Origin of the sequence: Methanosarcina sp. KYL-1 (assembly GCF_024372725.1) — an archaeon.
Lineage (GTDB): Archaea > Halobacteriota > Methanosarcinia > Methanosarcinales > Methanosarcinaceae > Methanosarcina.
Genome location: NZ_VOUA01000008.1, coordinates 42,615 through 66,152 on the forward strand (window position 1 = coordinate 42,615; position 23,538 = coordinate 66,152).

Below are 23,538 nucleotides of genomic sequence, written 5' to 3' on the forward strand. Positions count from 1 at the left end.
AATGAACAAGTAAAAGCAAGTAAAAGTAAGGCTCTTTTCCGATAAGTAGTAAGGCGCTTTTCCGATAAGTAACTGCCTTTTCTCCGGAGGCGAGAGGAAGGAGTTACCCTTCTCCCCATATTTACCGGCCTGGCTTTTTTGATTAAAACCTTATTTTTGCCATACATAGTTCAAAAATTTATACACTACTCTTACAAAAATATATAAATAATTTTGGAGTCTTAATAAAATTAATTACTTCAAAAACCCGAGATTCCCACAAAAATCCTTACCCTCCAGAACCCCAGAGAGGAAACTCCATTGAAAAAAAATATAACCCTTTTTTTTGCGTTACTGTTTCTATTTATGGTGAATTTGATTGCTTTTACCGGAGAAGCTGCCCCAGGTCCTGAAACACTTCAGGCTAACGAAACGGCCTCTCAGGTACATGAATTTGCAGTTACACCTCTTAACCCCGAATTTGTGGAATACCAGCAGTTAAGGTCCATGGAACCTGTTTCTACCCAGGACGAATACGGGTATGCCTCCGGGCTCGGGTACATCCCTTCCCCTGTGGACCTCTCCGGGCTTTCAAAACCCGAAAGTGAAAGAAATGAGAGGTTGCTGTGGGCTTTCGAACCCGAACTCCCCGCTGTCTACGACCTCCGCTCGGAAGGCCTGGTAACACCTGTGAAGAACCAGGGAAATACGGGAAGCTGCTGGGCCTTTGCGAGCACGGCTTCCCTTGAATCTTACCTTCTGGGAACAGCAGGGGAAAGCAGGGACTTTTCCGAAAACAACATGAAAAACCTTGTTAGTGTGGCTTATCCCGAAGGTTTTGACATGACTCCTGCCGAAGGCGGAAATGCCTTCATGTCTGCGGCATACCTTGCCCGCTGGACAGGGCCCGTAAACGAGTCCGATGACCCCTACAATGATGCATCGGCGTATTCGCCCCAGGGGCTTCCCGTGCAAAAACATACCCAGGAGATTCTCTTCTTACCGGGCAGGACCGAATCCCCGGACAATGAATACATCAAAAGGGCGATTATGGAATACGGAGCAGTATACTCCGCTTTTTACTGGGCTTTGGCTAATTACAATGCAGAAAACCACAGTTATTACTATACTACAAGCAGATCCCCGCAAGGTGCAAACCATGCAATAACCCTTGTGGGATGGAACGATTCCTTTGACATGAACAGATTTTCCCAGATTCCTCCGGGAGATGGGGCTTTTATCGTGAAAAACAGCTGGGGAGAAGACTGGGGTGAGGAAGGATATTTCTACATATCCTATTATGACTTGAAGCTCGGCTACGACGAAAATGCCGTGTTTACAACCGGGCCCCGGGACAACTATGACTATATCTACCAGTATGACCCCCTGGGCTGGGTCGGCAACACGGGGTACGGAAGTACAGGCGCCTGGGGAGGCAATGTCTTTTCCTCGGAAGGAAACGAGACCCTGAGGGCAGTGGGGTTCTATACGACCGACCTGGATACGGAGTATGAAATATACATCTACAGGGACCCACTTTCCGGGCCCGTTAATTCCGAAGGTGTTTATGCTGTTCGGGAAAACGGCACTTCTCCCCTTCCTGGCTACCATACCCATGTGCTGAATTCCCCGGTAACCCTCAGCCCCGGAGAGAATTTCTCAGTTGTTATAAAGTTCAGCAACCCCTCAGAAGAAAACCCCCTTGCTATTGAAAAGCCCCTGAGGGACTACAGCAGCAGGGCGCAGTCCAATCCCGGGGAAAGTTACATGAGCCCGGACGGAAACAGCTGGGAAGACCTGAACTCAAGGATTGCGGAAGCAAACCTCTGCATAAAAGCCTTCACAACAACCGACGAGCTCCCTGAAGCTAAGTTCTCGGCCAGTGCAACCAGCGGCGTATCTCCCCTTACAGTTGAGTTTACGGACCTCTCGGAAAACGCCTTTTCCCTGGAATGGGACCTGGACGGAGACGGTGAAGTTGACTCCACAACCCGGAACCCTGTGTACACTTACGAGCTCCACGGCAGTTACAACGTCTCGCTGAAAGTGAACAACCGTAACGGATTTGATTCCGAAACAAAGAACTCTTATATAACAGTCGAATCCCTTTCAATCCTTTCTACAGAACCCGAGAGGGACGTTTTGACCTTTGAAGACGAAATGCAAAACTTCAGCATCACGACAAGCCACCCCTGTACGATAAGCTGGTACCTGAACGGCATGAAAAAGGAATCAGGAACAGGAATAACTGCAAGTTCATATCTGGAAGGCAGCCTTTACCCCGGTTCCTATAACGTCACAGCAAATGCCGCGGCAGGAGCCGAAACTGTCCCGCATTCCTGGAACTGGACCGTCAGCTACTGGAACCCCTGGGACAATTCAACGTCCCATGAAGGAGAAAACATAAGCACTGAGGAACTGCAGGAAGCCATCCACTGTCAGCTAAATGGGCTTACCTTCCCTTATACCGGGGCAAACGCCACAGATGATAGGTTCGACCGGCTTATCCGGAGCTGGCTTGGAGAGTGAGCCAGAAAGAAAAAAATTCAGGTGGAAGGAAAACTTGTGCGGAACCTCAAACTCCCGTGGAACCACAAACTCGTGTGAAACAAAAAACTCAGGTTCCCGTAGAACCAAAAATCCTGTGAAATGAAAAATTCATGTGGAATGAAAAAATCAGGTAAAAACGGGGAGCAAACAGTTTTGCTTCCCGGAAACTTATTTTTGCAGCTTATTTTTCCTTTTTCAGGGCTTCTCCGACCCCTTCCCCGATTTTAACATTCATAAGGAAATCGTCAACTGTCGCAAGAAGGGACCCGATTTTTTCAGACTGAAAGCGAACAGCAACCCTGTCCTCGCTGATTTCACTTTCCATGCTCCTGAGGTTATCCGGGGCAAGAGCTTGCAGGATCCTTGCGGCAGACTCCCTTGATTCGGGGTCCGGAAATTCAATTGTACCGGTGATTTTCATAAATGTCCCTCACACGTTTTGCCATATCAAACTTATCCTTTTCAATACAAGCTTAAAATAATACCAGCTTAAAATTATTCTCTACTCATTTTCCCTTATCAGGCACATCATTTTCCCTTATCAGGTACTTTATTTTCCTTTCCCTTTGCCTTTCCTGTCTTTCCGGAGCTGTTCACCTATGATCTGGTCTGCGATGCTCAGGAACTCCACGGTATTTCCCAGGGGAATTGAGGCTCCGGAGGCAACACTGTGCCCGCCTCCGTTCCCGCCAACAGCTCCTGCGGCTTCCCGCATGGTAAAGGCAAGGTCAAGGCCTTTTGAGACGAGTTCGCGGGTGCCCCGGGAAGAAATTTTAAGGATGCCTTCGGACTCGTTTAAGCAGATGAAAGGAAGTTCGGGGTGGAGGTAGCGGACCACAGTGCTTGCAAGGCTCCCCGTGGAGAGGGCATCAACAGTATTGATGTACCAGATGTTTTCCCCTTTACTGATTTTTTCCACGTTTTCCCTGATGTCCAGGGCCAGGTTTTTCTCGTGTTCCCTGGTAAGGGCGAGGGCTTCATCCACAACTCCCGGGTCTTTCAGGCAGAGGGCAAGGGCAAGCCCGTAGAGTTTCAGTTTTCCGCAGGTGTTGAGGATAGAGATGAAATCGTAGACGTTGTGCACAAGCTCCCGGTCCAGGAGGTAGATGTCCCCGATGACGGCTTCGACAGCTTCCGGGCTTGCCTGCCTGGCCAGTTTCAGGGCAACGGCGTTGACCAGCTTTGAGACCCCTTCATCGGACAGGTCTTCGATCTTTCCGGAAAGCTCCAGCTTTTCCAGGAACTCTTTAACTCTCTCAGGATAAGCGGTGATGTCTAAGAAAGGCTCGGTGCTGTAGGCGAGCACCTCGGCAAGGTCCCCGTCCCCTACTTTCAGCCCTTTTCTGACGGACACTACTCCGGCTTTTATGGCTTCTTCCAGGATCAGGGCGTTGGCCGTTTGAAAGAGCTGCCTGTCCCCTACGGCACCTGCAATCGCAAGCCCTGCAAGGTCGATGTTGCCGGGCCCGAGTTCCCGGGCTACCAGGTAGCAGGTGCCCGACGCCGAGATGTCCGTAGCCCCGTCGATTCCCACCATGTGGGCGTTTACAACAGCTTTTGCAGGGGACTCTCCCACAGGCTGGTGGTGGTCAAGGACAACGACATCGGCTGATACCTTCCCGATAAGTTCCGGCTGCCCGCTACCCATATCGCAGAAGATGACAAGCTCCCCCGGAGAAATGCTCCTGTTTACCTCTTCGACGACACCTCCGTCCAGCTTTGCAGCTATGGAAAGCTGGAAAGGGATGCCTGCCCGGAGCAGGGCCTGGGCCATGATCCCGGCCGAAGTCAGCCCGTCCGCATCATTGTGGGAAATCAGGCGCACAAACCGGTATTTCCGGATTTTATCTGCTGCATTTTTTGCAAGGTTTGTCAGTTTGTTAAGCTCGCTCAAAACCCATCACTCGTAAATTTCATAGTAAAGTCAGGGAGCCGGCATAAATATTTAGCTGCCAGGCTCAGAGGCTGCCAGTCTATACAGGCTTGATGATATAAAACACAATACCCCGGGAAAGAGGTCCAGGTGCCCTGCAGCAGAGCATACCCCGCAAGAAGACTGTCTGGAAACCCGAGAAAGATATGATAACAGAAAAGAATATGATAATAAAGGGGAAAAACAGACAAAAAACATTGGCTACATATAAAAAAATTAATCATTTGGCATTAAATAATAGTACAGTTTTTCAGGACTTGAGGCATACAAAATCTCTCCGGGGGTCAAATTAATTAATGAGAAAATACTATATTTAGAAATGCGGCAGGGCGCCCTGCCAGCTTCGGACATCAGTAGTGTAGCGGTCATCACCGGGCGTTGCCAACGCTCGAACCCGGGTTCGAATCCCGGCTGATGTATACCTTTCTTACACATACTTTTTTCATGCTTTTTGCAGGCATGTTTTTTGTGAATTTCTTTCTTCTGGCAGTTTGGTTTTTTGTGAATTTCTTTCGCTCCACACAATCATCTAAAAGTTTTTAAGTTAACAAGCTTAAAAAGGAGTTAACTCTAATTTAGAGTAAAGAGCATTTCTTACGTAGGGGGATTCAAGTGAAATACACCTATCAGGATTCTACCGAATTTCCGGTCCAGAGGGATTTTATTCAGGACCTGCAGGATTTCTTAAAAGTTTCAAAGGAGGTAATACCTCTTGAGAATTCAGCGGTCAAGATAAAACAGGAGAAAAAGGAAGAGACTGCGGTCCTGGAGAAAAGAATCCAAGATATAGACCAGTACCTGAAAGATATGACCGATTACATAGAGGAACGTACGCTGGGGGTAGATGCAGAAGAGATCCTTGAAATCAAAATGAAAACCCTTGAAGCCATTTCAACAACAGCTTCCGCAAAAAAGGATGAAGCTTTTGAGGAGCTTGAAACAAAGGCAGGAACGGCCAGGATGGAGCTGCATCAGCTTGAAACGAAGATGCTTTCGATCCTGAGCCCTTTTTTCGAAGCAGGAATTTACGAGGCAAAACATGCGTACTCGGCTTCCGTTGAGGAGAAGAAGCTGAAAGGTAAGCAGGCAAGTTCCTTTGACGGGATGAAGTACGAGTTTGACCTGATTTTCACGCAGGACATGCTAAAAGTAGAAGACCTGCACGAACTTGTCCTGCCGGTCTGGGTAAAAAGCGGGATACTTCGTAAGGAAGAAAAAATAAAGAAACTGGATGTGTCCGACTTCCACGTAATGTCTGCGGAATACGAAGGGGACAGCCTCAAGACCGTATTCGAAGATAAGGATGCCGAACACCGGTTCACAGTCTCGGCTGATGAGAAGGCCTTCCTGATCCAGTACGGGGACTATGAGATAACGGGGGATGAGGAGCTGGCTGCTTCCATAAATATGGACTCCCTACATGCAGTCGTAAAAAAGCTCAAAGATTTTTTCAGGGAATCCGTAAAATCCAGGAAACTCACACGGATTCTCCTGGAAGGAGAAAATGCAGTTGAAGAAAACAGGGTCATGGACTCCCTCAAGTTAATTGCCGGAACCTACGGAAAACTGGTAAGGGAATGCATCGACAGGGGCTATACAAATGGTGAGATCACCATAAAAATCGAAGAGCAGGGGATCAGAACAGAAAAATACATCGGAACTTCTGAAGTTTTAAGCCAGCTTACGGACCTTGGAAGCGAGGGGCTGGAACTTGCAAAAATCCTGGGGGTAGCAAAGACCTGAAGGTATGGATAGGGAAGAATGAAAAACAGGCAAGAAGGAAACACCTCCGGGACATCAGGTCCATCCGCAGGTTCATGATGACATAAGGCACCAGGAGCCTGGAAGGAGCTTGAAGTTTGACTGCATGATCTGAAGGACCTGAAGGACCTGAAGGACCTTTGGGGTGCTGTACACCCTTACGGCTGGAACAGTGAAGAAGATTTTCCATTAAAAAGTGAAATTTTGAGATCTGCCCGGCACTCCGGCCGGAACCGGATCCTGGCCCGGACCGGAAGATGCGAAATCATCCGGAGTCATAATTCCGGGTATAAGCAACCGGATTCAAGCATCCGGGTTCAACCAGCCGTATTTAACAAGTCTTGATCAGTCCTCTTCATACGTATTCCGGATTTCGATCTCCTCGCACTTTTTCCCGTCCGGCAAAAAAGGCGTGAAAAGGATTACTGAAAAAAGAAGTAAAAATGTCCCCCACATCCTGGGCCCTGCCTCAAAGGTAACATAAAAAATGAGAATAAACAGCACAATCCAGACAATAAAACTCAACTGAAGCGCAATCTTTACTCTGTATAGATATTCCGTGCTCTCGCTCAAAAAATTCCCCCTTCAAAAATCCCCAATTAAAATAATTCCCGCTAGAATAAATAATTGTTTATTTTAGAAACAATTATTTATTATAGACACGGGATGGTCTAATTTTGAGACGGATGAAGTAAAAATATACAAAACAAGACCTGATTAAGAGAAGGAGAATTCAATAACAGGAGAATTCAAAAAAATAATTATTTCGTACGGCCGTTCCATCCGAGAAGGCTCCCGGGAAGCAGCCCAACTTCAAAATACCAGGACCTAATGCCCTTCTTCTAACCCTCTTCTAACCCTCTTCTAACCCACTTCAACCTTCTTCTAACCCTCTTCTAACCCTCTTCTAACCCTCTTCTAACCTTCTTCCATATACCTGGCAACGGAAAGGTGCCCCATCATCCCTTTGCAGATAGGAAGCCCCCAGGTTTTAGCACTCTCAAGTGTGCCCTTGTTACTTGCGCACTGCTTGCAGACGCAATCTATGAGCCCTTCCTTTTTTATTCAAGATCAGAATTCAAGATCAGAATTCAAGATCAGAATTCAAGATCAGAATTCAAGATCAGAATTCAAGATCAGAATTCAAGATCAGAATTCAAGATATCTGAGCAGTTTTTCTCCTTCACTCACACGCCTGAGAAAATCTTCCCTATCAGCATATGGGACCCCTGCCGCCACGGCATCCGCAGCTTTCCTGCCAAGCCCCGGGAGTTCCCTGATAAGGGCATTAGATGCGGAATTAATCCTGAGTGGGTAAGGAATCCCGGTGATCGAGCGCATGCCGTGCCCGGTCACGGTTACGTCCGTGAAGGTCCGGAGGGGGAGGGAGGAGGGGATCCCTACCAGCAGGGGATAAGAGCCCAGCTGCCTTCCGAAGGTGGTCCCGTTCTCGTGCACCTCGCACATCACGTCCCTGAGCACCGTCCCTTCGGGCACAACCCGGCGCAGCATGGGGAGGTCTATGTTTTTCCGGACCTGGTCTTTGTAATTCAAAAAGAGCTTCTTGTGCTTTTGGGCAGCCTCATCCCTCCCGTACATCGGGGTCCCGGGGAAAGCCATGACCTGCCGGATGTTGATCCTCCGGAGGAGGAGGCCGGAATCGAGCACCAGGGAGAGGAAGTCGTAGTTCAGCTGGAAGGTCTTTTTTGTCTCTCCCATAAGCCCATGCACGAAGTTCAGGCCGGGAAGGATTTCAGGGAGCCCGTTTGCCCCGCGGACGGCTCCAAGGCTGTTTACGAGCCTTATAGCCTCGAAAACCTCTTCGGAAGTAGCCTTGAGGTTATTTGCGGAAATGACCTTCGGGTCAGCACTTTCCATCCCGAAAGCCGTTACATCCCCGGAGGTGTGGTATTTGATAATCGTCCTGAGGATTTGTTCGGACTCTTCCGGGTAGGCTGCAATGGTGATCGGGTTTGCATTGTCCATGTGGAGCACGGAAAGGTCCGGGGCGACGTTGCGAATTCCCCGGTAGAGCCTTTCGAGAACTTCAGGTTCGGGTTTCGGGACAGGCCCGCCTGCATCGGTCCCGTGGTAAGACAGGAGATCAGGCTGCCTCCCAATCCTGAAATACCGGGCTCCGTGGGAATAGAGGCAGGAGACCTCGGAGACCACGTCCTCCACGGGCCGGTAGTCCGAAGCCCCGTAAAAGGGCTCGGTACAGAAGGAGCAGTGGACAGGCCGACCGCAGCCCCTGTAGGTCTCAAGCTCGCACATGCAGTAAGGGTAATCCGGGTGCTGCCTGACCAGGAATGCCCCTTTTTGTCCCCAGCGCCCGATCTCGGCAGTCGTCCTGAAGCGGTGCTCCACGTTTTCCGGGGCTTTCAATTTACTTTCCGGCTGCATCCCCTTACCGGGCTGCTTCCCCCTGCCCTCTTCAAAGAGGTCAAAGACAAAAGCCTCGATGTCCATCCGGGCAAGCACGGCATCCCCGAGGGAAAGCCCGCTTTCTGCGCCCTTTGCGGCTTTTCCGCCTTCACAGCTAAAGCCGAGCCTTATAGGGCCGCCTATGACTTTTACGCCGCCCGAAACCCTGAAAAGAGCCTCGATTTCCCCGGGGGTGATGGGAGATGCCCTGAGATATTTCCCGGGCACGGTCATGCCTGCAATAACGATTAGAAGGTCTGCCTTTTTGACCAGTTCCCCGGCCCCCGGCGGGTTTTCCCTCAGGCGGTCAATGGTCAGGTAGTGGATGTCTTTTTCGGAAAGCCCCCGCTCCCGGAGCGCGCCTGCTATGTACCTCGGATAGGGGGAAATGTAGGGAGGGACCCCCAGGCAGGCGGGTTCGTCCACGTAGCCGTCGATAATCAGTGCTTTCATTTTAGCCTCTAATTGCCCCTTAAATGTTACCATTTAAAAACTGCCCTTTCTGGAAAAGGATTCGGATAGCAGTTACAATGGTAGCAGTTGCAATGGTAGCAGTTACAATGGTAAGATAGTAGATAATTATGGTTCAGATAAAAGGGTAGATGCAAGATACGATATAAAAAGGATACTGAAACCATGTACATAGTAAAACCGTATAAGGAAGAACAGGATGTACAAAGAACATATACGGAAGAAGGCAAACCATCCACAGAAGTAACCGCAAAAGGACACAAATGGTAAGCGTAAAAACCATGAAATGAAAAGAAAATAATGGGGCCGGGACCGAGAATCGAACTCGGGTCGTAGCCTCCACAGGGCCACAGGATGGACCTCTACCCTACCCCGGCCACAGGGTCTGGTGCTTCAGGTTTGAAGCAACCTATAGAAGGATTTTTTTTATATAAAGTTTTTGCTGTGAAAGACAGGAAACTCTTCTTTGGAAAAGGGAGTTACCTGCTTTCCGGCATTCAAGGGGGGTAAAAACCCGGGTTTGGACCGGGTTCCGGAGGGTTTCAGAGGGTTTTGAGCTTTTCAAGGGCAAGTTTTGCGGCCTTTTCCCCGGAAAGGAGCATGCCTCCGAAGACCGGGCCCATACGCGGGGCGCGAGTTGCGGCATTTGCGGCCATGCCGGCAACGATCAGGCCGGGGTAGATCTCCTGGGTGGCGTCCACAGCCAGGCGCTCGCCAATTTCGGACCACATGGGCTTTTCCCCGAGCATCCCGAGTTCCCCGATCTTTGAGTTGGGGATTTTCCGGAGGATCGTGTTGCAGACCACGGCGTCGTGCCCTGTCCCGTCGATCACGAGTTTTGTGCGGATCATAAGGGGGTCCACGTGGAGGCGCTGGGTGGTTACAGGCCCCCAGTTAATGACGATGCCCGTGACCCTGTCGTCTTCCCGGATCATGACATCTTCGAAACTGACAAGGTTAAAGACCTCGGCCCCTGCGGAAGTGGCGCCCGCAATCAGCTTTCCCACGGATTCCACGGAGTTTGCCACGTAATACCCGGGCTGGTACTCCTTATACCTGATCCCGAAATCGTCCAGGATGCGGCAGGCCTCTTCCTGCACAACTATGCGGGGGAACATCATCCCGCCGGCCCACATGCCGCCCCCGAGGGAGAGCTTCTGCTCATATAGGGCGACCTTTACCCCGGCCTCAGCCAGGTACTTTGCAGCCACAAGGTTTGCAGGGCCTCCCCCGATAAGGGCCACGTCGATGTCCGTGTATTCAAGGAAAGTTTTAGAGTACTCTTCAAAAATTGCCCGTGTGATTATGACTTCATCAAGTTCCATTTTCATCTCTCATCAGGAGTTATAGGGATAGGAAATTCAACAGTAAACAAACCCGGTTTTTGCAAAAGACAGACCCCGGTTTTGTAAACCTTTTTTCGTGAGAATTGGAATTCACATTTCCATAATAGGCATTGTTTTTAAACTTATTGGAGTCTGCAGGGAGGGGGGCTCTAAGTTAGAGTGAATTAGCGGTTTCTAAAAACACTGTCCTTCTTTCTTTTTGCTGGGATTTTTTCCGGCGAGTGGTAGCTTTCGGTTTACGCGGCGAAAGGGGAAGGAAGAGTGGGGAAAAATGGCCCTGGATTTTTTGGATGGATTGAACTTAGGTTTGGGGTGATTTATTCTGTTTTGTGCTTTGAACTGTACCGAAACAACGTTTAACAGCCAGATTCCATGCCCGGCCACGCTCGACGAAGTCGAGCGGCCTGCCCTTAAAGTTAATGAATAAAAAGAAGAGAGTGGAAAGGGAACTAAATTTTTGTTATTATTTTGCTCTCAAAAAATCGTAGGGATTCAATTCCATTGTTAAGATATGTTCCACTTAGATCAAATAGTGATAGAGTAATCAAAATCAAAACACAAAAACGTTAATCATTAAATAGTTTAGAAACTCAAACTGTTGATGGATCTAATGAATTATACTACCTTATCATATTACCCAATCGAATCACCTGAAGAGTTTATTCAAAATTTAATTTTACCAATATTTCAAATAGTTGTAACTGGAGTTATTTCTCCAGTATTTGTGTACGTTCTGAAAAGAATATTTGATGAAAAATGGGCAAACAAGACGGAATACATTTGGAAGGAAATAATTCAAAGAAATAGATCTGTAAAGAATTGTCAAAAGGATTTTAGAAATTTAGGTGCCAAAAATTTTTGGTGGTTCATGTATATTTATGCAGGATTCTTTGGAGGCCTAATTTTTTTGATGGCTATCTTATTTTTGTCATTTTTTTTAGCTAAATATTTAAGCTCAATAGATTTGTTAGATACTTATTTTAATGAACATGACAAAGAACTTGAAAGTTTGTTTTCCCTCTGTTTCTCAACAATTACATGTGTGTCTTCACTTGTTTTTCTGTACACCTCAGAAAAGATACACAATTATGGAAAATCTATTAATGAAGAAAACTTATTTAGAAAATATAATAACTTTATAAACTATTCTCTGGCTAATGCTTTAGCTATTGCAGTTTACTCTCTATTTTTATATCCACTTCTATTCATCATTTTGAAAGATGAGATCGTACATAATTATTTATTATTTAATGCTTGTCTATCCATTTTTTCAATAGCAATCCCTATTTTTTCATTGTATAATTTATATTTAAGTAAAAAAGCATACATTCAAAGAGTAAAGAGTTATTTGAATTTCAAATATCATAGAACCTTTCCATATATCTTAATCCGAACATCGGTAGGAGGTGAAGTAGAAGGGAGATTGGCAGATGTATTCAGCTCTAAATACATTTTGCTAAGTACAGAAAAAAATACAGAAATAACATTACTGAGATCGATTGACGTATTAAAGGTAAACTATGGGAAAATGGGAAGCCCATCAAAACAGAAGAAATTAATTGATTTTCCCGAAAAGGAATAAAAAATGCTGAAGTTTTAATAAACTTCATGCAGCTTTTTAATTTTCCTTGTCAAAGTGAGCGGGCCTCACTTCGTTCGGAACAAGAACCACGGGAGACACCATTCCGGTTACATCGGAAACACTCACCAAACAATCGCTTGAAACCCCGCCAGAAACCCATCTACTTTCACAAAGCCTGCCATCCCATAGTCAAAAGGACTGAGCGATTCGACAGGGCGGGGACGAGGGGAGGAAGGGTTGAGAAAAGAGGGGGTCAAAGAATCTGTTTTTGCAGTAAAGTTAAGGTTGCTTTGGCAAAGTGAATGCAAGCGTCCCAAAACCGACAAAAAATAAAAAAGAAGAGATGTTATAAATCACTAACTTCTTCAAGAAAAGCGGGCCGCTTCTTGAATTCGGATTTCAGGTCGGAAAAACGTTTTGTCCATCCTGCCTCATCATTTAAAACGTCAAGATAAATGTCTTTGACCTTTCCAAGGTACCTGGCTGCAATGCCGTAGGTCTTTCTGGTCCCGTTAGGTATGTTTCGATAGGCTTTTTGCCAGTAATATTCGAGGATTTTTTCCGGGAAATCTTTGTTCAGTTCATCTGCAAACTTATCGAAATTATCTTCAGTTGAATAACCGAACCTGCTTTTGGGAGGGTTTAGAATTGATTTGAGGACTGTATCTTTCATGCCCTTATCCAGGCATATCAGCAGATAATCGTGGAAGTCTTCTTCTTTGATCTTATCGAAGATTTCAGGCTCAACGGATTTCCAATCAGGCCCTTTGAAGAATCCTTTCAGCCTATTGTATTCGGCATAATATTTCTGTCTGGTAAACTCAAATGACTTTAAAAGAGCAGCTTTTGCACTCTCGTAGTCTCCTTTCGACCTATAATATTCGAACAACCTGTCCAGCATATTCTTCTCTTCGGTACTGCGAGATAATGCTGTCTGAACAAGCCGCTCCAGGTTAGCGGTATCCCCTTTTTTGGAGAAGTGCTCCCATAAAAATTCAAACAACTCAGTAAGCCTGCCTTCCCCCTTTAAGATCCCTTCTTCTGCTGTTTCCAGAGCTTTTTCCAGATTTCCCTTCTCAGAATAGAATTTAACCAGGTCCCAGTAATCCATTCCATAACTAAGGATTTGCATGCGCTCCTGCAGGTAAGCTTCGTCGTCATGGAGGTATTCTTTCTGGATTCTCATTATCCTTTCTTTCCGCCACTTGGAAGGATGTTCATCAAGTTTTTTCACAAGATATTCCCATTCTTCCTTTGTCTTGCAAATCTCGAAAAAAATCTCCATCAGGCCATCTTCAAAACCGGAATTGTGGACGTTATACTCCTCAAAGGCTTCGTCTAAAAATTCAAGCTTTGAGGAAGTTGACAGTTCTCCTTCCGTAATAAGTTTTAAAATCTGGTCAAGGTACTCGTATGCTTCTTCCTCATCTTCTTCAGGCCCACCGCCAAGCCTGTTAAACTCTGAGATTATATCCCTGGCATCTTCCCAGTATTCAAACAATAGCCCATCATTTATGGAGACTATATCGTCACATGTTATGGTTTCCGGCATTGAACTCTGTTTTTCTTTGAACCATTCCAGAACCAGCTGGTGTAATTCGGGTTTTTTAACCAGCAGGGTGCTTACCAGATCGTAAAAGTCTGAGGTATTCAGAGACCGCAGGCGTTCATGTAATGAAAAAATTTCAGGTTGTGTATGGTTTTCTTCTGCCATCATTTTACCGCCTTTCTTACTATGGTACTAAATTGCTACATTAAACTTGAATTGATTATTTATGATGATTGAAACTGCATTATAATATCTTATAGAAACTTAAACAAGTTTGCACAGTTGGCCCAATTAAGGAGGTGACCCAATTAAGGACCTGACCCTGTCGGAGGTGGCCCAATTTAGGGGTGATTCGATTCAGTATTTGAATTCAGGAAATCAGATTCCTATATATATATAACCAGCTTGAATGACCACATTGATTAACAATAAATACCCGAATTCGGGGGGAAAAGAATGAAAATAAGTGCAAGAAACGTCATGAAAGGAAAGGTAAAAAGCATAACCCACGGTGCGGTTAACTCGGAAATCATAGTTGAACTACCCGGCGGTGCAGAGATCGTATCCATAATAACGAAAAGTTCGGCTGAACACCTGAACTTGAAAGAGGGACACGAAGTATATGCGGTTATCAAGGCCACGAATGTGATGCTGGCCACAGATTAACCGGCCAACTAATTTTTTTTGTAAAAGCAAAACCAGGCAATAACATTTTCCGGCCAAAACCCTGCATAATTCCCTCACCCTGAGAAACTCCACGTCAAACGGAAACTCCGTAATTCTTAATTTTTGTCCTTTTTTATATTATCTAATTTGAACCAGACATGTACTGAGGAGGTATGTACTGAGGAAGCATGAACTGAGGAGGCATGTACTGAGGAGGCACTTACTGAGGAGGCACTTACTGAGGAAGCATGTACCGGGGTATACTTTTATGTAGAAGAAATTTATAATTTATTAATGAAATAAGGGGGGGAATTGTTTGCAAAAGGATGAAAGAAAACCATCTTTTCAGCCGGAACCGATACCATCACCTGAACCTGGACCAGTTCCGTCTCCGGAGCCAGTACCGCACCCTGAGCCTACCGGAGAACCGGGAGACAAGAAGAAGAAAAATTAACTGCAGGCCGTATGCCGCTTTTCTGGCGGACACACGCCAGTGAAGCTTGCAACCGAACCCGGCGAGAGTTCAAAAACCATGATCACCAGAGTCTACATCTCCCACTGTGAGCAGGACGAGCTCCTGGCTCAGGAAACGGCCCGGGCCCTCTGGGCTGTAGAGCTTGAGAGCTTTTCTTCCCTGTACAGGAAAGCCTGGGCCCTTTCCAGGGCAGAGAGGATACGCTTCGGGGTCCGGCAGTCGGACTGCGTAATTGCAATCCTCACCCCGGAAGGGGCGGCATCTCCCGAGGTGAACCAGGAAATAGGGCTGGCCGTGGGGACCGACCAGCTCGTAATCCCGCTGGTAGAGAGCGGGGTTGAGCTGCCAGTCCTGATCCGGCACCTGCAGCCAATCAGTTTTTCCCCGCATACTTATGAAGACGCCCTGGGAAAGCTGATCCAGAACATAAGGGAAATCACCCGGCTGGACTGGCTGAAGATAAAATGCCCCTACTGCGGGGAAGAAATGACCCAGTACATCTCGCCCCAGGAAGAAGTGGAAAAAGCCCTTCTCAAGGGGATGCATCTGGAGACCATGTGCAGCTACTGCCAGAGAGCCATTTTCCTGGACCCCAGGACTTTCAGGCCCTTGCTCTGAACCCGCTCTGAACCCGCTCTGAACCCGCTCTGAACCCGCTTTGAACTCACTATGAGCTGCTCTGAACTCACTATGAGCTGCTCTGAACTTGTTACAACCTTACTCTGACCTTACTTTGACAATCTGTTAACAGAAGGAGGCCAAAAAGATGGAAGCTAAATTGAATCAACCTAAGGCGAATCAACATAAAGTGAGTCAACATAAGGTAAACCAGCCTGAAGCGGATCAACATAAAGTGAGTCAACACAAAGTAAACCAGCCTGAAACGAGTCAACCAGAAATTCGCGAGTACGAAGTCAAAGGGATGAAGGAACTCTCCCAAATGGAAAAGAAGCATCTGGTTAAGCAGCTCGTTCGCGACAGGATTGAGAACCCTGAGTCCGGACCATGGGAAATCACCGATGTCCGGAGGGGAGACTGGGAAGCTATAGGGGATGCTCTAATTCAGCCCGTGGAAATTGACCTGAACGATAAGGGCAAGGACGCTCCCGTAAGGGTGTGGTTTGACATCACGCAAGTAGAAAGGCAGATCGAAGCAGGGACGATAGAATCTTCGCAAAGATGAGATCCAGGTTAATAATTGATTTTATCATAGGTCCAAGAAAACAGTACGTTGCGGATGAATTAGTGAAGTTAACAGCTGATCGTCTTTCCGAAAATATACCTGTTTACGTCACAGATGGACTGGATTTTTACAGAGCAGCTCTTTTGAATCAATATGGGGAACGGATCGAGTATCCAAAAACAGGGAAAAGAGGTAGACCAAAGAACCCAAAGATTGTTCCCCCTGATGATTTGAAATACGCACAGGTAGTCAAAAAGAGAAAGGGGGGAAGCTCCAGAAGGTTACGAAAAAGGTCATATTTGGAGAAAACATCGAACAAAGTGAGATCTCAACAAACTTAATTGAAAGACAAAACCTGACCTTCAGGCAGGACAACAATAGAGTTTCAAGAAAAACAATAGGATTTTCTAAAGTGACAAAATGGTTAGTAAATCAAATGAAGCTCTACTGTGCCCACTTTAACTTCTGTAGAGAGCATGGTGGATTGAAGTACAAAGATGAAAGAGGCGTTAAATGTAGAAATACACCTGCAAGAGAATCAGGGATAACCGATTCAAAGTGGACACTACGAGACCTTCTAACATTTAAGGGTTTCAAAACACCAATCATATAACAATGGACGAACTACGCTGTGCCTTAAGTTTATTTTCTTCTTTCAGGCATATCTCCAGGCTTCGTGGATGTGCATCGCGTCCATCCCCAGGCTCCGGGGCGGGAATATGTCGTTTTCCGGGGTGTCTCCGATGGAAAGCACTTCCCAGGGCTCAAGCCCCATGCGGTCAAGTGCCATCCTGAAGAGCCGTGTATCCGGTTTCTTGATCCCGTGGTCCGAAGACATTATCACGAAGTTGAAGCGGTCATATAAGCCTAAGAAACGCAGTTCCTGTTCGGTAAAGACCCTCTGGGCGTTTGAGACGATGCACTTGGGTATGTCCCTGTATTTTTCAAGCAGGCGCAGGCTCTGTGGGTAGGCTTCCAGCCTCCTTAAGGAGGCAATCCGGAACATTTTTGCGGCTTCGATGCCCAGTCCTGAGGGGTCGATTTCTCGAAAGGCATTTTCGGCACAGATCTCGGCAAAGATCTCTTCTATACGGATGTCGGGGTGCTGCTGGCCGGAGCTTTCCAGCCTGCCTACGACCTTCCACTTGTATTCTTCCCTGAGCCTGGCAGGGTCGATCCTAACACCCTGGTAGAGCAGCCACTGGCTGACCCGCTCATTCGTTTCCCGGCTTTTTTCGTCGGTCTTAATATCAATAAGGGTTTTGTAACAGTCAAAGACTAAGCCTTTTATCTTTCCGTTTTGGAGCATATGCAACCCTCCATGATTTTCCCATAAGGGTATTTAGGATTGAATTCCTCTATACTATTCTCTTCTAATATAGGATTAGATCGTTATTATATATATTTTATGTACATATCTATATAGTATATCCATAGTAATATATAGTTCATTTCTATATGGCATTATTTTCACTCATAACTTCAGGGGACTATTTTTCCCCTGAGAGGGCTGCAGGGTTCTGAAATGGGAGGTCTCGGGAGACGCCGGGGCTGAGCCGTAAGGGCGGCAGATGGAGTTAAACATAAAACGTTATCTTCATGCCGGGTTCGGGGGGAGACATACCGTTATAGTATATGGGGTTCAGAACCTGAAAATATCAAACCATTTTAAAAAGATTTCGGAATTATAATAAAAAAATTTAAAATGAATTTCTATGAAATATCAGAAACAAAAAGCAGAGTAAGCATCAAAGCAGTACAGGCGTTTTATCCAAAGCTACACATAATGAAAAATAAGTTGAGAAACAAGAAAAAGAAGATAAGAGGACTTAAATTCAAACAGGACTTAACTCAGTCCCTCAGTCCGTAAAAGTCCCAGGCTTCCTCTATGTGCATGGAACGCATCCCCAGTTTTTTTGCCGGGAGGATCTCATTTTCGTAGGAGTCCCCTATAGACATCACGCATTTAGGTTCCAGCTCAAGCCCCATTCTTTTCAGGGCGGTCATGAAAAGCCTGAGGTCCGGTTTTTTGTACCCGACGTCCGAGGAGAAAATTACGAAATCGAAATAGTTGTAGAGCCCGAGGAAGCGCAGCTCCAGTTCGGAAAAGACCCGCTGCCCGTTGGAGATAACGCATTTGGGGATATTTATGCAGTGTTCTATTAGCTTTATGCTCTGGGGAAAGGGCCTGAGTTTCCGGATTGAAGCTGCCCGAAAAACCCTTGCCGTGTCCATTCCCAGGAGCTTTTCATTAATCTTCCAGACTGAGTTTTCCCTGCAGATATCGGCAAAGATCTCTTCTACCCTGACTTCCGGGTATATCTCCTGGGACTCGTCCATTCTTTCCCTTACTTTGAGCATATAGCTGTCTTTGAGTTTTTCGGGTTCGATTCTTACCCCCTGGTACGCAAGCCACCTGCCCACGGCCTCATAAGTTTCGATGCTGTGTTCGTCGGTCTCAATGTCTATAAGGGTCTGGTAGCAGTCAAAGATGACCCCTTTGACCTGGCAGCTTTCAAACACTTCTTCTCCTTCTCCCGCCTCTTCGGCAGGATGGCTCAGGAATGTTACCTCTCCTTTCCATGTGTTCGGTTCATAGTTTTCTGGAATGTTTTCTTCCCCCATTTCCGCTTTTTACCTGATGGCCCTCAAACATGCCATCGCTTCTTTGATCAGGTAATTCCGGTACTCCCCGTGGTGAAGTCTTGCCGAACGAAGCAATCCGATGCTCATGTAGAAGGGCAAAACTTTAGTAATCCGGGCAAAATCTTCCCCTCCCAGGCTGTATTCCCAGAGAAAATGCCCTATATAGGGTTCGGCTTTCCAGCCTCCTCCTTTATGCAGCTCAAAATAGTTTTTAAGTTCCGCAGTGAGGACCCCCAGGTCCCTCACCGGATGTGCCTGGTACCAGGAGCTTTCAAAATCCAGGGCATAGGGTTTGCCCTTGCAAAAGATGTAATTGGATGGAGTTACGTCTCTGTGGACCATGCAGCCGTGTTCCCGGTCGAGCCAGGAACTGTACCACCATTCCCCAAGCAGTTTATTGAAGTTTTCTCGTGTGTCACGGTCAAGGTCCAGATGCCCGAGGACGTCATGGTAATTTCTAAATTCATTTTCTTTGTTATAGGAGGAAAGGGTATTGTCATGCAGTTTTCGGAGCATGTGGGCCACGGCCGAAAGCCTTTCATAAAGGTCTTTTTCGTGCTTGAAATACCAGCGAAGTGATTTTCCGGGGATGTGCTCGGTTATCAGTGCGCAGTTGAATTCCTCATTATATGCGAGAGGTCTTGCAACGTCTATTACATCCGCAGCTTTTTTCAGGTTATGGTACTCGTTTAGCATGCCTCTGCAAGGGTTGTAATCTTTCAGCCTGCCTGTGGGTTCGGCAAAAAATTTTGCCATCACACTGAAATGTTCTCCCTTGAACTGATACCTACAGACTGTGTGGGATGAATCGTATTTGAATACTTCGACGCAACAGTGCCTGTTTCCTATCCGGTGCCCTACCACCTCTTCAATAAGCCAGTCTCTAAAAGGGTCTCCCGGGTTTAGTGTACTGACGTAATACTGAGCCAACTTTTATTTCCCCCGTTCCTTCCGGAACATTCCCCGCAAAGATATTTGTTGCTAAATTAAGCAGGTCCAGCGGCGCTGCAATATACTTCATCTCACATTATACATTTGCAGCAAACTCATAAAAAATATTAACCATTTTATAAGTAACTTTTTGACAATACATTATAGTTTGGATACTTTATATTGTTGTTGGTTTTTCGTCCGTCGGAATTTCCACTCCTGGCAGCAATGCTTATCAGTGGAGCCTAACCGGGTATTCCAGTAGTGTATTCCAGTTGTGTATTCCAGTTGTGTATTCCAGTAGTGTATTCTATCAATGGAACCTGGCAGTGAGGTTACAAAGGACTTTCTCAGGCTACTGAATCCGGGGATACCTCCCTGACCTCATCCCCTTCTCTCGAAGGCTGGCCCCCCTACGTCAGCGTTGTTGTTATATCCTCTCTCTTCCCAGTATCCCCTGTAAGGAGAATCGGTTAGTTCGATCCTTACTATCCACTTTGCCCATTTGTACCCGTATTTGCCCTCGGCTACCAGTTGCAGGGGAAAACCCCTCTCAGGGGGAAGGGTCACGTCATTTATCCCGTAGGCCAGGATGATGTCGTTTTCAAGCAGGTAGTCCAGGTCCAGGCCGGTAGAATAGCCGTCGGCGCTGTAAAATATGGCCGTTGTGGCATTTTCCTTTATCCCCACTTCTTCAAAGAGATCGGCTGTACGTACCCCGGTCCATTTTGCGGTAAAACCCCAGCCTTCCACGCAGTCCAGGTCCACGACTTTCGAAGTCCTGGGGAGGGCCTTTATTTCTTCATAGCTGAACTCCCCGGGTTTTTCCACAAGACCGTCGACCTGCAGACGGTAACTCTCCCGGTCGATATACTGGGTCCCCTTAATGGCGTTGTTGCGCTGTTCCGATATCGGGGTGAGCGGTTCCCCCCGGTAAAGCAGGCTCTCAGTTTCATTGTTGTAGACTCCGGGGCCTTCATCTTCGGAAATACAGCCTGAGAATGCGATGAAACTGAAAATGAGTATTAAGGTTGTAATTAGTAGGATTCTTTTCATGATCTCCCTGCTCTCCCCTGCTTTTATCTTGCTAAAAAGATATTCCGACTCCGATAAAGCCTTATTCAGATAAGAAATTTTTCAGAGATTTAACTCAGGAAGTGAAGGACATCCGAAAAAGGAGAAAATATAAACAAGAGATGTTCGATTTTCATAGAGGAGTTAGCGTGCTTGAAATCTGTAATGAAATACCTGATTCCTGTAAATGGAAAAGAATTGAGGCGATTAATAAGGGTTGGTCGGATGATAAGAAATATTATATCCGGACAACAGACGATAGAGAATTGTTACTCAGAATATCGGACATAAAGCAATATGAGAATAAGAAACGGGATTTTGAAGCAATAAAACAACTTGATAAAATTGACATTTTAATCCCGCACCCGATTGATTTTGGAATTTGTAATAACGGTCAATCCGTGTATTTTTTACTGACCTGGATTAAAGGAGAGGATGCAAGAACCGTTTTTCCAAAGCTAAGCAACAAAGAGCAATACCAGCTCGGTGTTAAAGCGGGAGAAGCATTGAGAATCATGCATCAAATTCCCGCGGTAAAAAATCAGATGCCATGGTCGGAGCGTTTCAATCGCAAAATAAACAGAAATATTACTTATTATAAAGCCTGTGGAATTCATCTCAGGGGAGCAGATAAAATAATCGAATACATCGAACAAAATCGATACCTGCTGGAAAATCGCCCCCAGTGTTTTCAACATGGTGACTACCATGTCGGAAATATGATTGTTACAAAGCCCGGGGAACTGGGGATAATTGATTTTGACAGGCTTGATTATGGCGATCCGTGGGAGGAATTCAACCGCATTACCTGGTGTGCGGATATAAGTGCCCCATTTGCCTCAGGACGCATAAACGGATATTTTGGTCATGATGTACCTGCTTTATTTTTCAGATTAATGGCTTTATATATTGCAAGTACCCAGCTTTCATCAGTTCCCTGGTCAATTCAATTCGGGCAGGAAGAAGTGTGCACCGCGCTCAGACAAGCCGAAAATGTTCTGAAATGGTATGATGGCTTTGAAACATACATGCCAGAATGGTATGTTTCCAGCCCACCTGAGTGAGCATAATTGATACCGGAGTTCCCCTTCACAAACCCTTTTATGGCGAAATATCGCAGACTTGCCGGGCTTCTCAGGAAGGAATTATTTATCGAGTCCTGAATCATCTTTCAAATGTGGGCTCCCCAACATCAGAATTGTAGTTATATCCCCTCTCCTCCCGGTACCCCCTGTAAGGCGAATCACTGAAAACCGTTTTTCAATCAAATTGATGTCGGAGTCCTCCACCAGCTTGCCTGGCGGCGCCTGCCTGAAAAGAAGTAATAAGAGAATCTGGGAAAGAAGATTCTCAGGTTATGTTGTTGATCTTTAGATTTCCTTTTTTTTGGTGTGTCTGTTTACAGTTTCAATAAAATTTGAACCTTCTTTTATGGAGAACATGGCTGCAGTTTTTCCACGCTGAAGGGATTTTAGTTGGATTGGGCGATTTTGCGGCCTGTTTTTTTAATTCCATGATTTTTTTTCATCGGTTTCGGGGTGTATCTGCCTGATACGCTCGAAATCTTTCCATCAACCGGCTTTCTCCTTGAGATATACAAACAAGTTTTACTATCTACTTCCTTCAGCTTTGATATAAGTTATTCCGACTGAAGAGACTAACTATATACATACTTTTCGATATTTTTCGATCTCAAACTACGTAAAAATTGAGTTTAAATTTAGGGTGTCAAGGATTCAAAAAATTGAAGGAGGCATTTGATGGCGAAAAATTATGACAAAATTGTGGCTTTTAGATATCTTTGGAAGTCAAGTGTGAGTATGAGATACATTATAATTATAATTTTCCACCATATAAGTGTAGGAATTTATATAGTAATTACATTAAAAATTCCATTGAAGTATACAGTTATCACCTGAAGTCTGATAAGGACTTAAGGTTCTCGAAGGTGGTGCGCAGTGAAATATTTGAAAGTTATAACTATAGTATTTATTGTCTTTTTAGTGCTTACGCTGTTATCGTTGCCGGCAATGGCATATGAAATTGATGGTAAGCTTGATGACTGGGGGGTGGACCTCCGGTCTGGCCTGGACGGAAACCCCGGCGCATGGATACCAGCAAAAAACACCGTTGACTGGATAATCGAAGACAACATAGATCCTACTTACACCTCAGATAAAGCATATCCAGACTGGACAGGATACTCTGACACCGGCATTCACATCAAAAAAAGTGGAAACACATATGTTGCTTATAAAGAGCCAACTCTTTCCAGCAGTGACTGGTGGGCACAACTTCGCGACTACCACTACCTGCAACCTGTGGGTGGGGAATACTACGATATCGAAGCCCTGTACTTTGATGACGATGCCCAATATGTGTACATCGCCATTGTAACCTCTATGCCTCCAACTGGCTACACCGACAGATACGACCGGTTCGTTGATACAGGAGACATCGCCATAGACCTTGACGCCGACGAAAACACCGGTGAATACGGATATGAATACGGCATCAAAACTCACGATAGTGACAGGGGCATGGTACGATACGAACCAGACTGGTCATTACCACAAGCAACAGACGGTTTCATTGTTAATGCACCTTCTGAGTTTGACACAAATACCGGTACATTTGCAGGTACGGCCGAACTTGTATACGTAAATTCAAATACTGATGAAACAGTGGACTACGGTTCAGACGCGTACAATCCAAATGGTGTACTTACTGTGCCCAACTACGTTATCGAAGCAAAAATTCCAAAAAGTGCACTTGGTAATCCATCAGCTGGACAGGCCAGCAACATCCACGTAAGCATCGGTTGCGGAAACGATGTGATTGAACTCATACCCGTATCCTTTGAAACGGAAATCCCTGAATTCCCGACCGTTGCAATGCCAGTATGCGCGATTCTGGGACTATTCTACATCTTTGGTGGGAGACATAGGAAAGAATAATTTCTTTCTTCT

General features: G+C 46.0%; 19 protein-coding genes, 2 tRNA genes and 1 pseudogene. 11 read left to right on the plus strand and 11 right to left on the minus strand.

The window, feature by feature from the left end:
- Positions 1-345 precede the first annotated feature (345 nt).
- The gene (locus FTO70_RS07980; protein ID WP_255335218.1) at positions 346-2,508 is read left to right on the plus strand and encodes a lectin like domain-containing protein; all 2,163 of its coding nucleotides are present in this window, start codon (positions 346-348) and stop codon (positions 2,506-2,508) included.
- Between the two features lie 202 nt (positions 2,509-2,710).
- Here the strand turns inward: FTO70_RS07980 and FTO70_RS07985 are convergent, their stop codons facing one another.
- The gene (locus FTO70_RS07985; RefSeq protein ID WP_255335219.1) at positions 2,711-2,950 is read right to left on the minus strand and encodes a KEOPS complex subunit Pcc1; all 240 of its coding nucleotides are present in this window, start codon (positions 2,948-2,950) and stop codon (positions 2,711-2,713) included.
- Between the two features lie 129 nt (positions 2,951-3,079).
- Positions 3,080-4,423: a DHHA1 domain-containing protein gene (locus FTO70_RS07990; RefSeq protein ID WP_255335220.1), complete on the minus strand. Its 1,344-nt coding sequence runs from the start codon at positions 4,421-4,423 to the stop codon at positions 3,080-3,082.
- A gap of 386 nt (positions 4,424-4,809) precedes the next feature.
- On the opposite strand from FTO70_RS07990, the gene FTO70_RS07995 reads away from it, so the two are divergent.
- Both FTO70_RS07995 and FTO70_RS08000 read left to right on the plus strand, forming a co-directional pair.
- Positions 4,810-4,881 (plus strand) — tRNA-Gly (locus tag FTO70_RS07995).
- A gap of 193 nt (positions 4,882-5,074) precedes the next feature.
- Positions 5,075-6,205, plus strand: coding sequence for a hypothetical protein (locus FTO70_RS08000; RefSeq protein ID WP_255335221.1), 1,131 nt, complete (start codon positions 5,075-5,077; stop codon positions 6,203-6,205).
- A gap of 363 nt (positions 6,206-6,568) precedes the next feature.
- Here FTO70_RS08000 and FTO70_RS08005 read toward each other — a convergent pair whose 3' ends face one another.
- From FTO70_RS08005 to FTO70_RS08020, 4 genes are all read right to left on the minus strand, one after another.
- The gene (locus FTO70_RS08005) at positions 6,569-6,796 is read right to left on the minus strand and encodes a hypothetical protein (protein ID WP_255335222.1); all 228 of its coding nucleotides are present in this window, start codon (positions 6,794-6,796) and stop codon (positions 6,569-6,571) included.
- Positions 6,797-7,372: 576 nt separating this feature from the next.
- Positions 7,373-9,100, minus strand: a complete 1,728-nt coding sequence (locus FTO70_RS08010) for a radical SAM protein (RefSeq protein WP_255335275.1) — start codon at positions 9,098-9,100, stop codon at positions 7,373-7,375.
- A gap of 319 nt (positions 9,101-9,419) precedes the next feature.
- Positions 9,420-9,495, minus strand: a tRNA-His gene (locus FTO70_RS08015).
- A gap of 165 nt (positions 9,496-9,660) precedes the next feature.
- Positions 9,661-10,443, minus strand: a complete 783-nt coding sequence (locus FTO70_RS08020; protein ID WP_255335223.1) for a sulfide-dependent adenosine diphosphate thiazole synthase — start codon at positions 10,441-10,443, stop codon at positions 9,661-9,663.
- Positions 10,444-11,065: 622 nt separating this feature from the next.
- Here FTO70_RS08020 and FTO70_RS08025 point away from each other — a divergent pair.
- Positions 11,066-12,046 carry a hypothetical protein gene (locus FTO70_RS08025; RefSeq protein WP_255335224.1) on the plus strand — a complete coding sequence of 327 codons (981 nt, stop codon included), beginning with the start codon at positions 11,066-11,068 and terminating at the stop codon, positions 12,044-12,046.
- A 346-nt stretch (positions 12,047-12,392) separates the two neighbouring features.
- Here the strand turns inward: FTO70_RS08025 and FTO70_RS08030 are convergent, their stop codons facing one another.
- The gene (locus FTO70_RS08030; RefSeq protein ID WP_255335225.1) at positions 12,393-13,760 is read right to left on the minus strand and encodes a lipopolysaccharide assembly protein LapB; all 1,368 of its coding nucleotides are present in this window, start codon (positions 13,758-13,760) and stop codon (positions 12,393-12,395) included.
- Positions 13,761-14,051: 291 nt separating this feature from the next.
- Here FTO70_RS08030 and FTO70_RS08035 point away from each other — a divergent pair, with 291 nt between their 5' ends.
- The 5 genes and pseudogenes from FTO70_RS08035 to FTO70_RS08055 all read left to right on the plus strand — a co-directional run.
- Positions 14,052-14,261 (plus strand): molybdopterin-binding protein, encoded by a 210-nt coding sequence (locus FTO70_RS08035; RefSeq protein ID WP_255335226.1) that lies wholly within the window; start codon positions 14,052-14,054, stop codon positions 14,259-14,261.
- Positions 14,262-14,587: 326 nt separating this feature from the next.
- Positions 14,588-14,758 carry a hypothetical protein gene (locus FTO70_RS08040; protein ID WP_255335227.1) on the plus strand — a complete coding sequence of 57 codons (171 nt, stop codon included), beginning with the start codon at positions 14,588-14,590 and terminating at the stop codon, positions 14,756-14,758.
- Positions 14,759-14,793: 35 nt separating this feature from the next.
- Positions 14,794-15,354 (plus strand): toll/interleukin-1 receptor domain-containing protein, encoded by a 561-nt coding sequence (locus FTO70_RS08045; protein ID WP_255335276.1) that lies wholly within the window; start codon positions 14,794-14,796, stop codon positions 15,352-15,354.
- A gap of 235 nt (positions 15,355-15,589) precedes the next feature.
- Complete coding sequence (locus FTO70_RS08050; protein ID WP_255335228.1) at positions 15,590-15,919, plus strand: hypothetical protein; 330 nt, start codon at positions 15,590-15,592, stop codon at positions 15,917-15,919.
- A 5-nt stretch (positions 15,920-15,924) separates the two neighbouring features.
- Positions 15,925-16,532 (plus strand): annotated as a pseudogene (locus FTO70_RS08055) (IS1 family transposase); the annotation flags it as partial.
- A 42-nt stretch (positions 16,533-16,574) separates the two neighbouring features.
- On the opposite strand, the gene FTO70_RS08060 reads toward FTO70_RS08055, so the two are convergent.
- The 4 genes from FTO70_RS08060 to FTO70_RS08075 form a co-directional block, all read right to left on the minus strand.
- The gene (locus FTO70_RS08060) at positions 16,575-17,228 is read right to left on the minus strand and encodes an HAD family hydrolase (protein ID WP_255335229.1); all 654 of its coding nucleotides are present in this window, start codon (positions 17,226-17,228) and stop codon (positions 16,575-16,577) included.
- Between the two features lie 542 nt (positions 17,229-17,770).
- Positions 17,771-18,544: an HAD family hydrolase gene (locus FTO70_RS08065; protein WP_255335230.1), complete on the minus strand. Its 774-nt coding sequence runs from the start codon at positions 18,542-18,544 to the stop codon at positions 17,771-17,773.
- 9 nt (positions 18,545-18,553) lie between these two features.
- The gene (locus tag FTO70_RS08070) at positions 18,554-19,495 is read right to left on the minus strand and encodes a phosphotransferase (protein ID WP_255335231.1); all 942 of its coding nucleotides are present in this window, start codon (positions 19,493-19,495) and stop codon (positions 18,554-18,556) included.
- Between the two features lie 384 nt (positions 19,496-19,879).
- Complete coding sequence (locus tag FTO70_RS08075; protein ID WP_255335232.1) at positions 19,880-20,551, minus strand: molybdopterin-dependent oxidoreductase; 672 nt, start codon at positions 20,549-20,551, stop codon at positions 19,880-19,882.
- A 167-nt stretch (positions 20,552-20,718) separates the two neighbouring features.
- On the opposite strand from FTO70_RS08075, the gene FTO70_RS08080 reads away from it, so the two are divergent.
- Entirely contained in the window at positions 20,719-21,633 is a 915-nt protein-coding gene (locus tag FTO70_RS08080; RefSeq protein ID WP_255335233.1) for a phosphotransferase family protein, read from the plus strand.
- 894 nt (positions 21,634-22,527) lie between these two features.
- Positions 22,528-23,526, plus strand: coding sequence for a PEF-CTERM sorting domain-containing protein (locus FTO70_RS08085; protein ID WP_255335234.1), 999 nt, complete (start codon positions 22,528-22,530; stop codon positions 23,524-23,526).
- Positions 23,527-23,538: the final 12 nt, after the last annotated feature.

Excerpts from the sequence above, each read along its gene's own strand:
- FTO70_RS08030 (WP_255335225.1), bottom strand. The coding sequence starts at position 13,760 with ATGGCAGAAGAAAACCATACACAACCTGAAATTTTTTCATTACATGAA.
- FTO70_RS08010 (WP_255335275.1), bottom strand. The coding sequence starts at position 9,100 with ATGAAAGCACTGATTATCGACGGCTACGTGGACGAACCCGCCTGCCTG.
- FTO70_RS08040 (WP_255335227.1), top strand. The coding sequence starts at position 14,588 with ATGAAAGAAAACCATCTTTTCAGCCGGAACCGATACCATCACCTGAAC.
- FTO70_RS08060 (WP_255335229.1), bottom strand. The coding sequence starts at position 17,228 with ATGCTCCAAAACGGAAAGATAAAAGGCTTAGTCTTTGACTGTTACAAA.
- FTO70_RS08025 (WP_255335224.1), top strand. The coding sequence starts at position 11,066 with ATGGATCTAATGAATTATACTACCTTATCATATTACCCAATCGAATCA.
- FTO70_RS08035 (WP_255335226.1), top strand. The coding sequence starts at position 14,052 with ATGAAAATAAGTGCAAGAAACGTCATGAAAGGAAAGGTAAAAAGCATA.
- FTO70_RS07985 (WP_255335219.1), bottom strand. The coding sequence starts at position 2,950 with ATGAAAATCACCGGTACAATTGAATTTCCGGACCCCGAATCAAGGGAG.
- FTO70_RS08045 (WP_255335276.1), top strand. The coding sequence starts at position 14,794 with ATGATCACCAGAGTCTACATCTCCCACTGTGAGCAGGACGAGCTCCTG.
- FTO70_RS07980 (WP_255335218.1), top strand. The coding sequence starts at position 346 with ATGGTGAATTTGATTGCTTTTACCGGAGAAGCTGCCCCAGGTCCTGAA.
- FTO70_RS08075 (WP_255335232.1), bottom strand. The coding sequence starts at position 20,551 with ATGAAAAGAATCCTACTAATTACAACCTTAATACTCATTTTCAGTTTC.
- FTO70_RS08020 (WP_255335223.1), bottom strand. The coding sequence starts at position 10,443 with ATGGAACTTGATGAAGTCATAATCACACGGGCAATTTTTGAAGAGTAC.
- FTO70_RS08065 (WP_255335230.1), bottom strand. The coding sequence starts at position 18,544 with ATGGGGGAAGAAAACATTCCAGAAAACTATGAACCGAACACATGGAAA.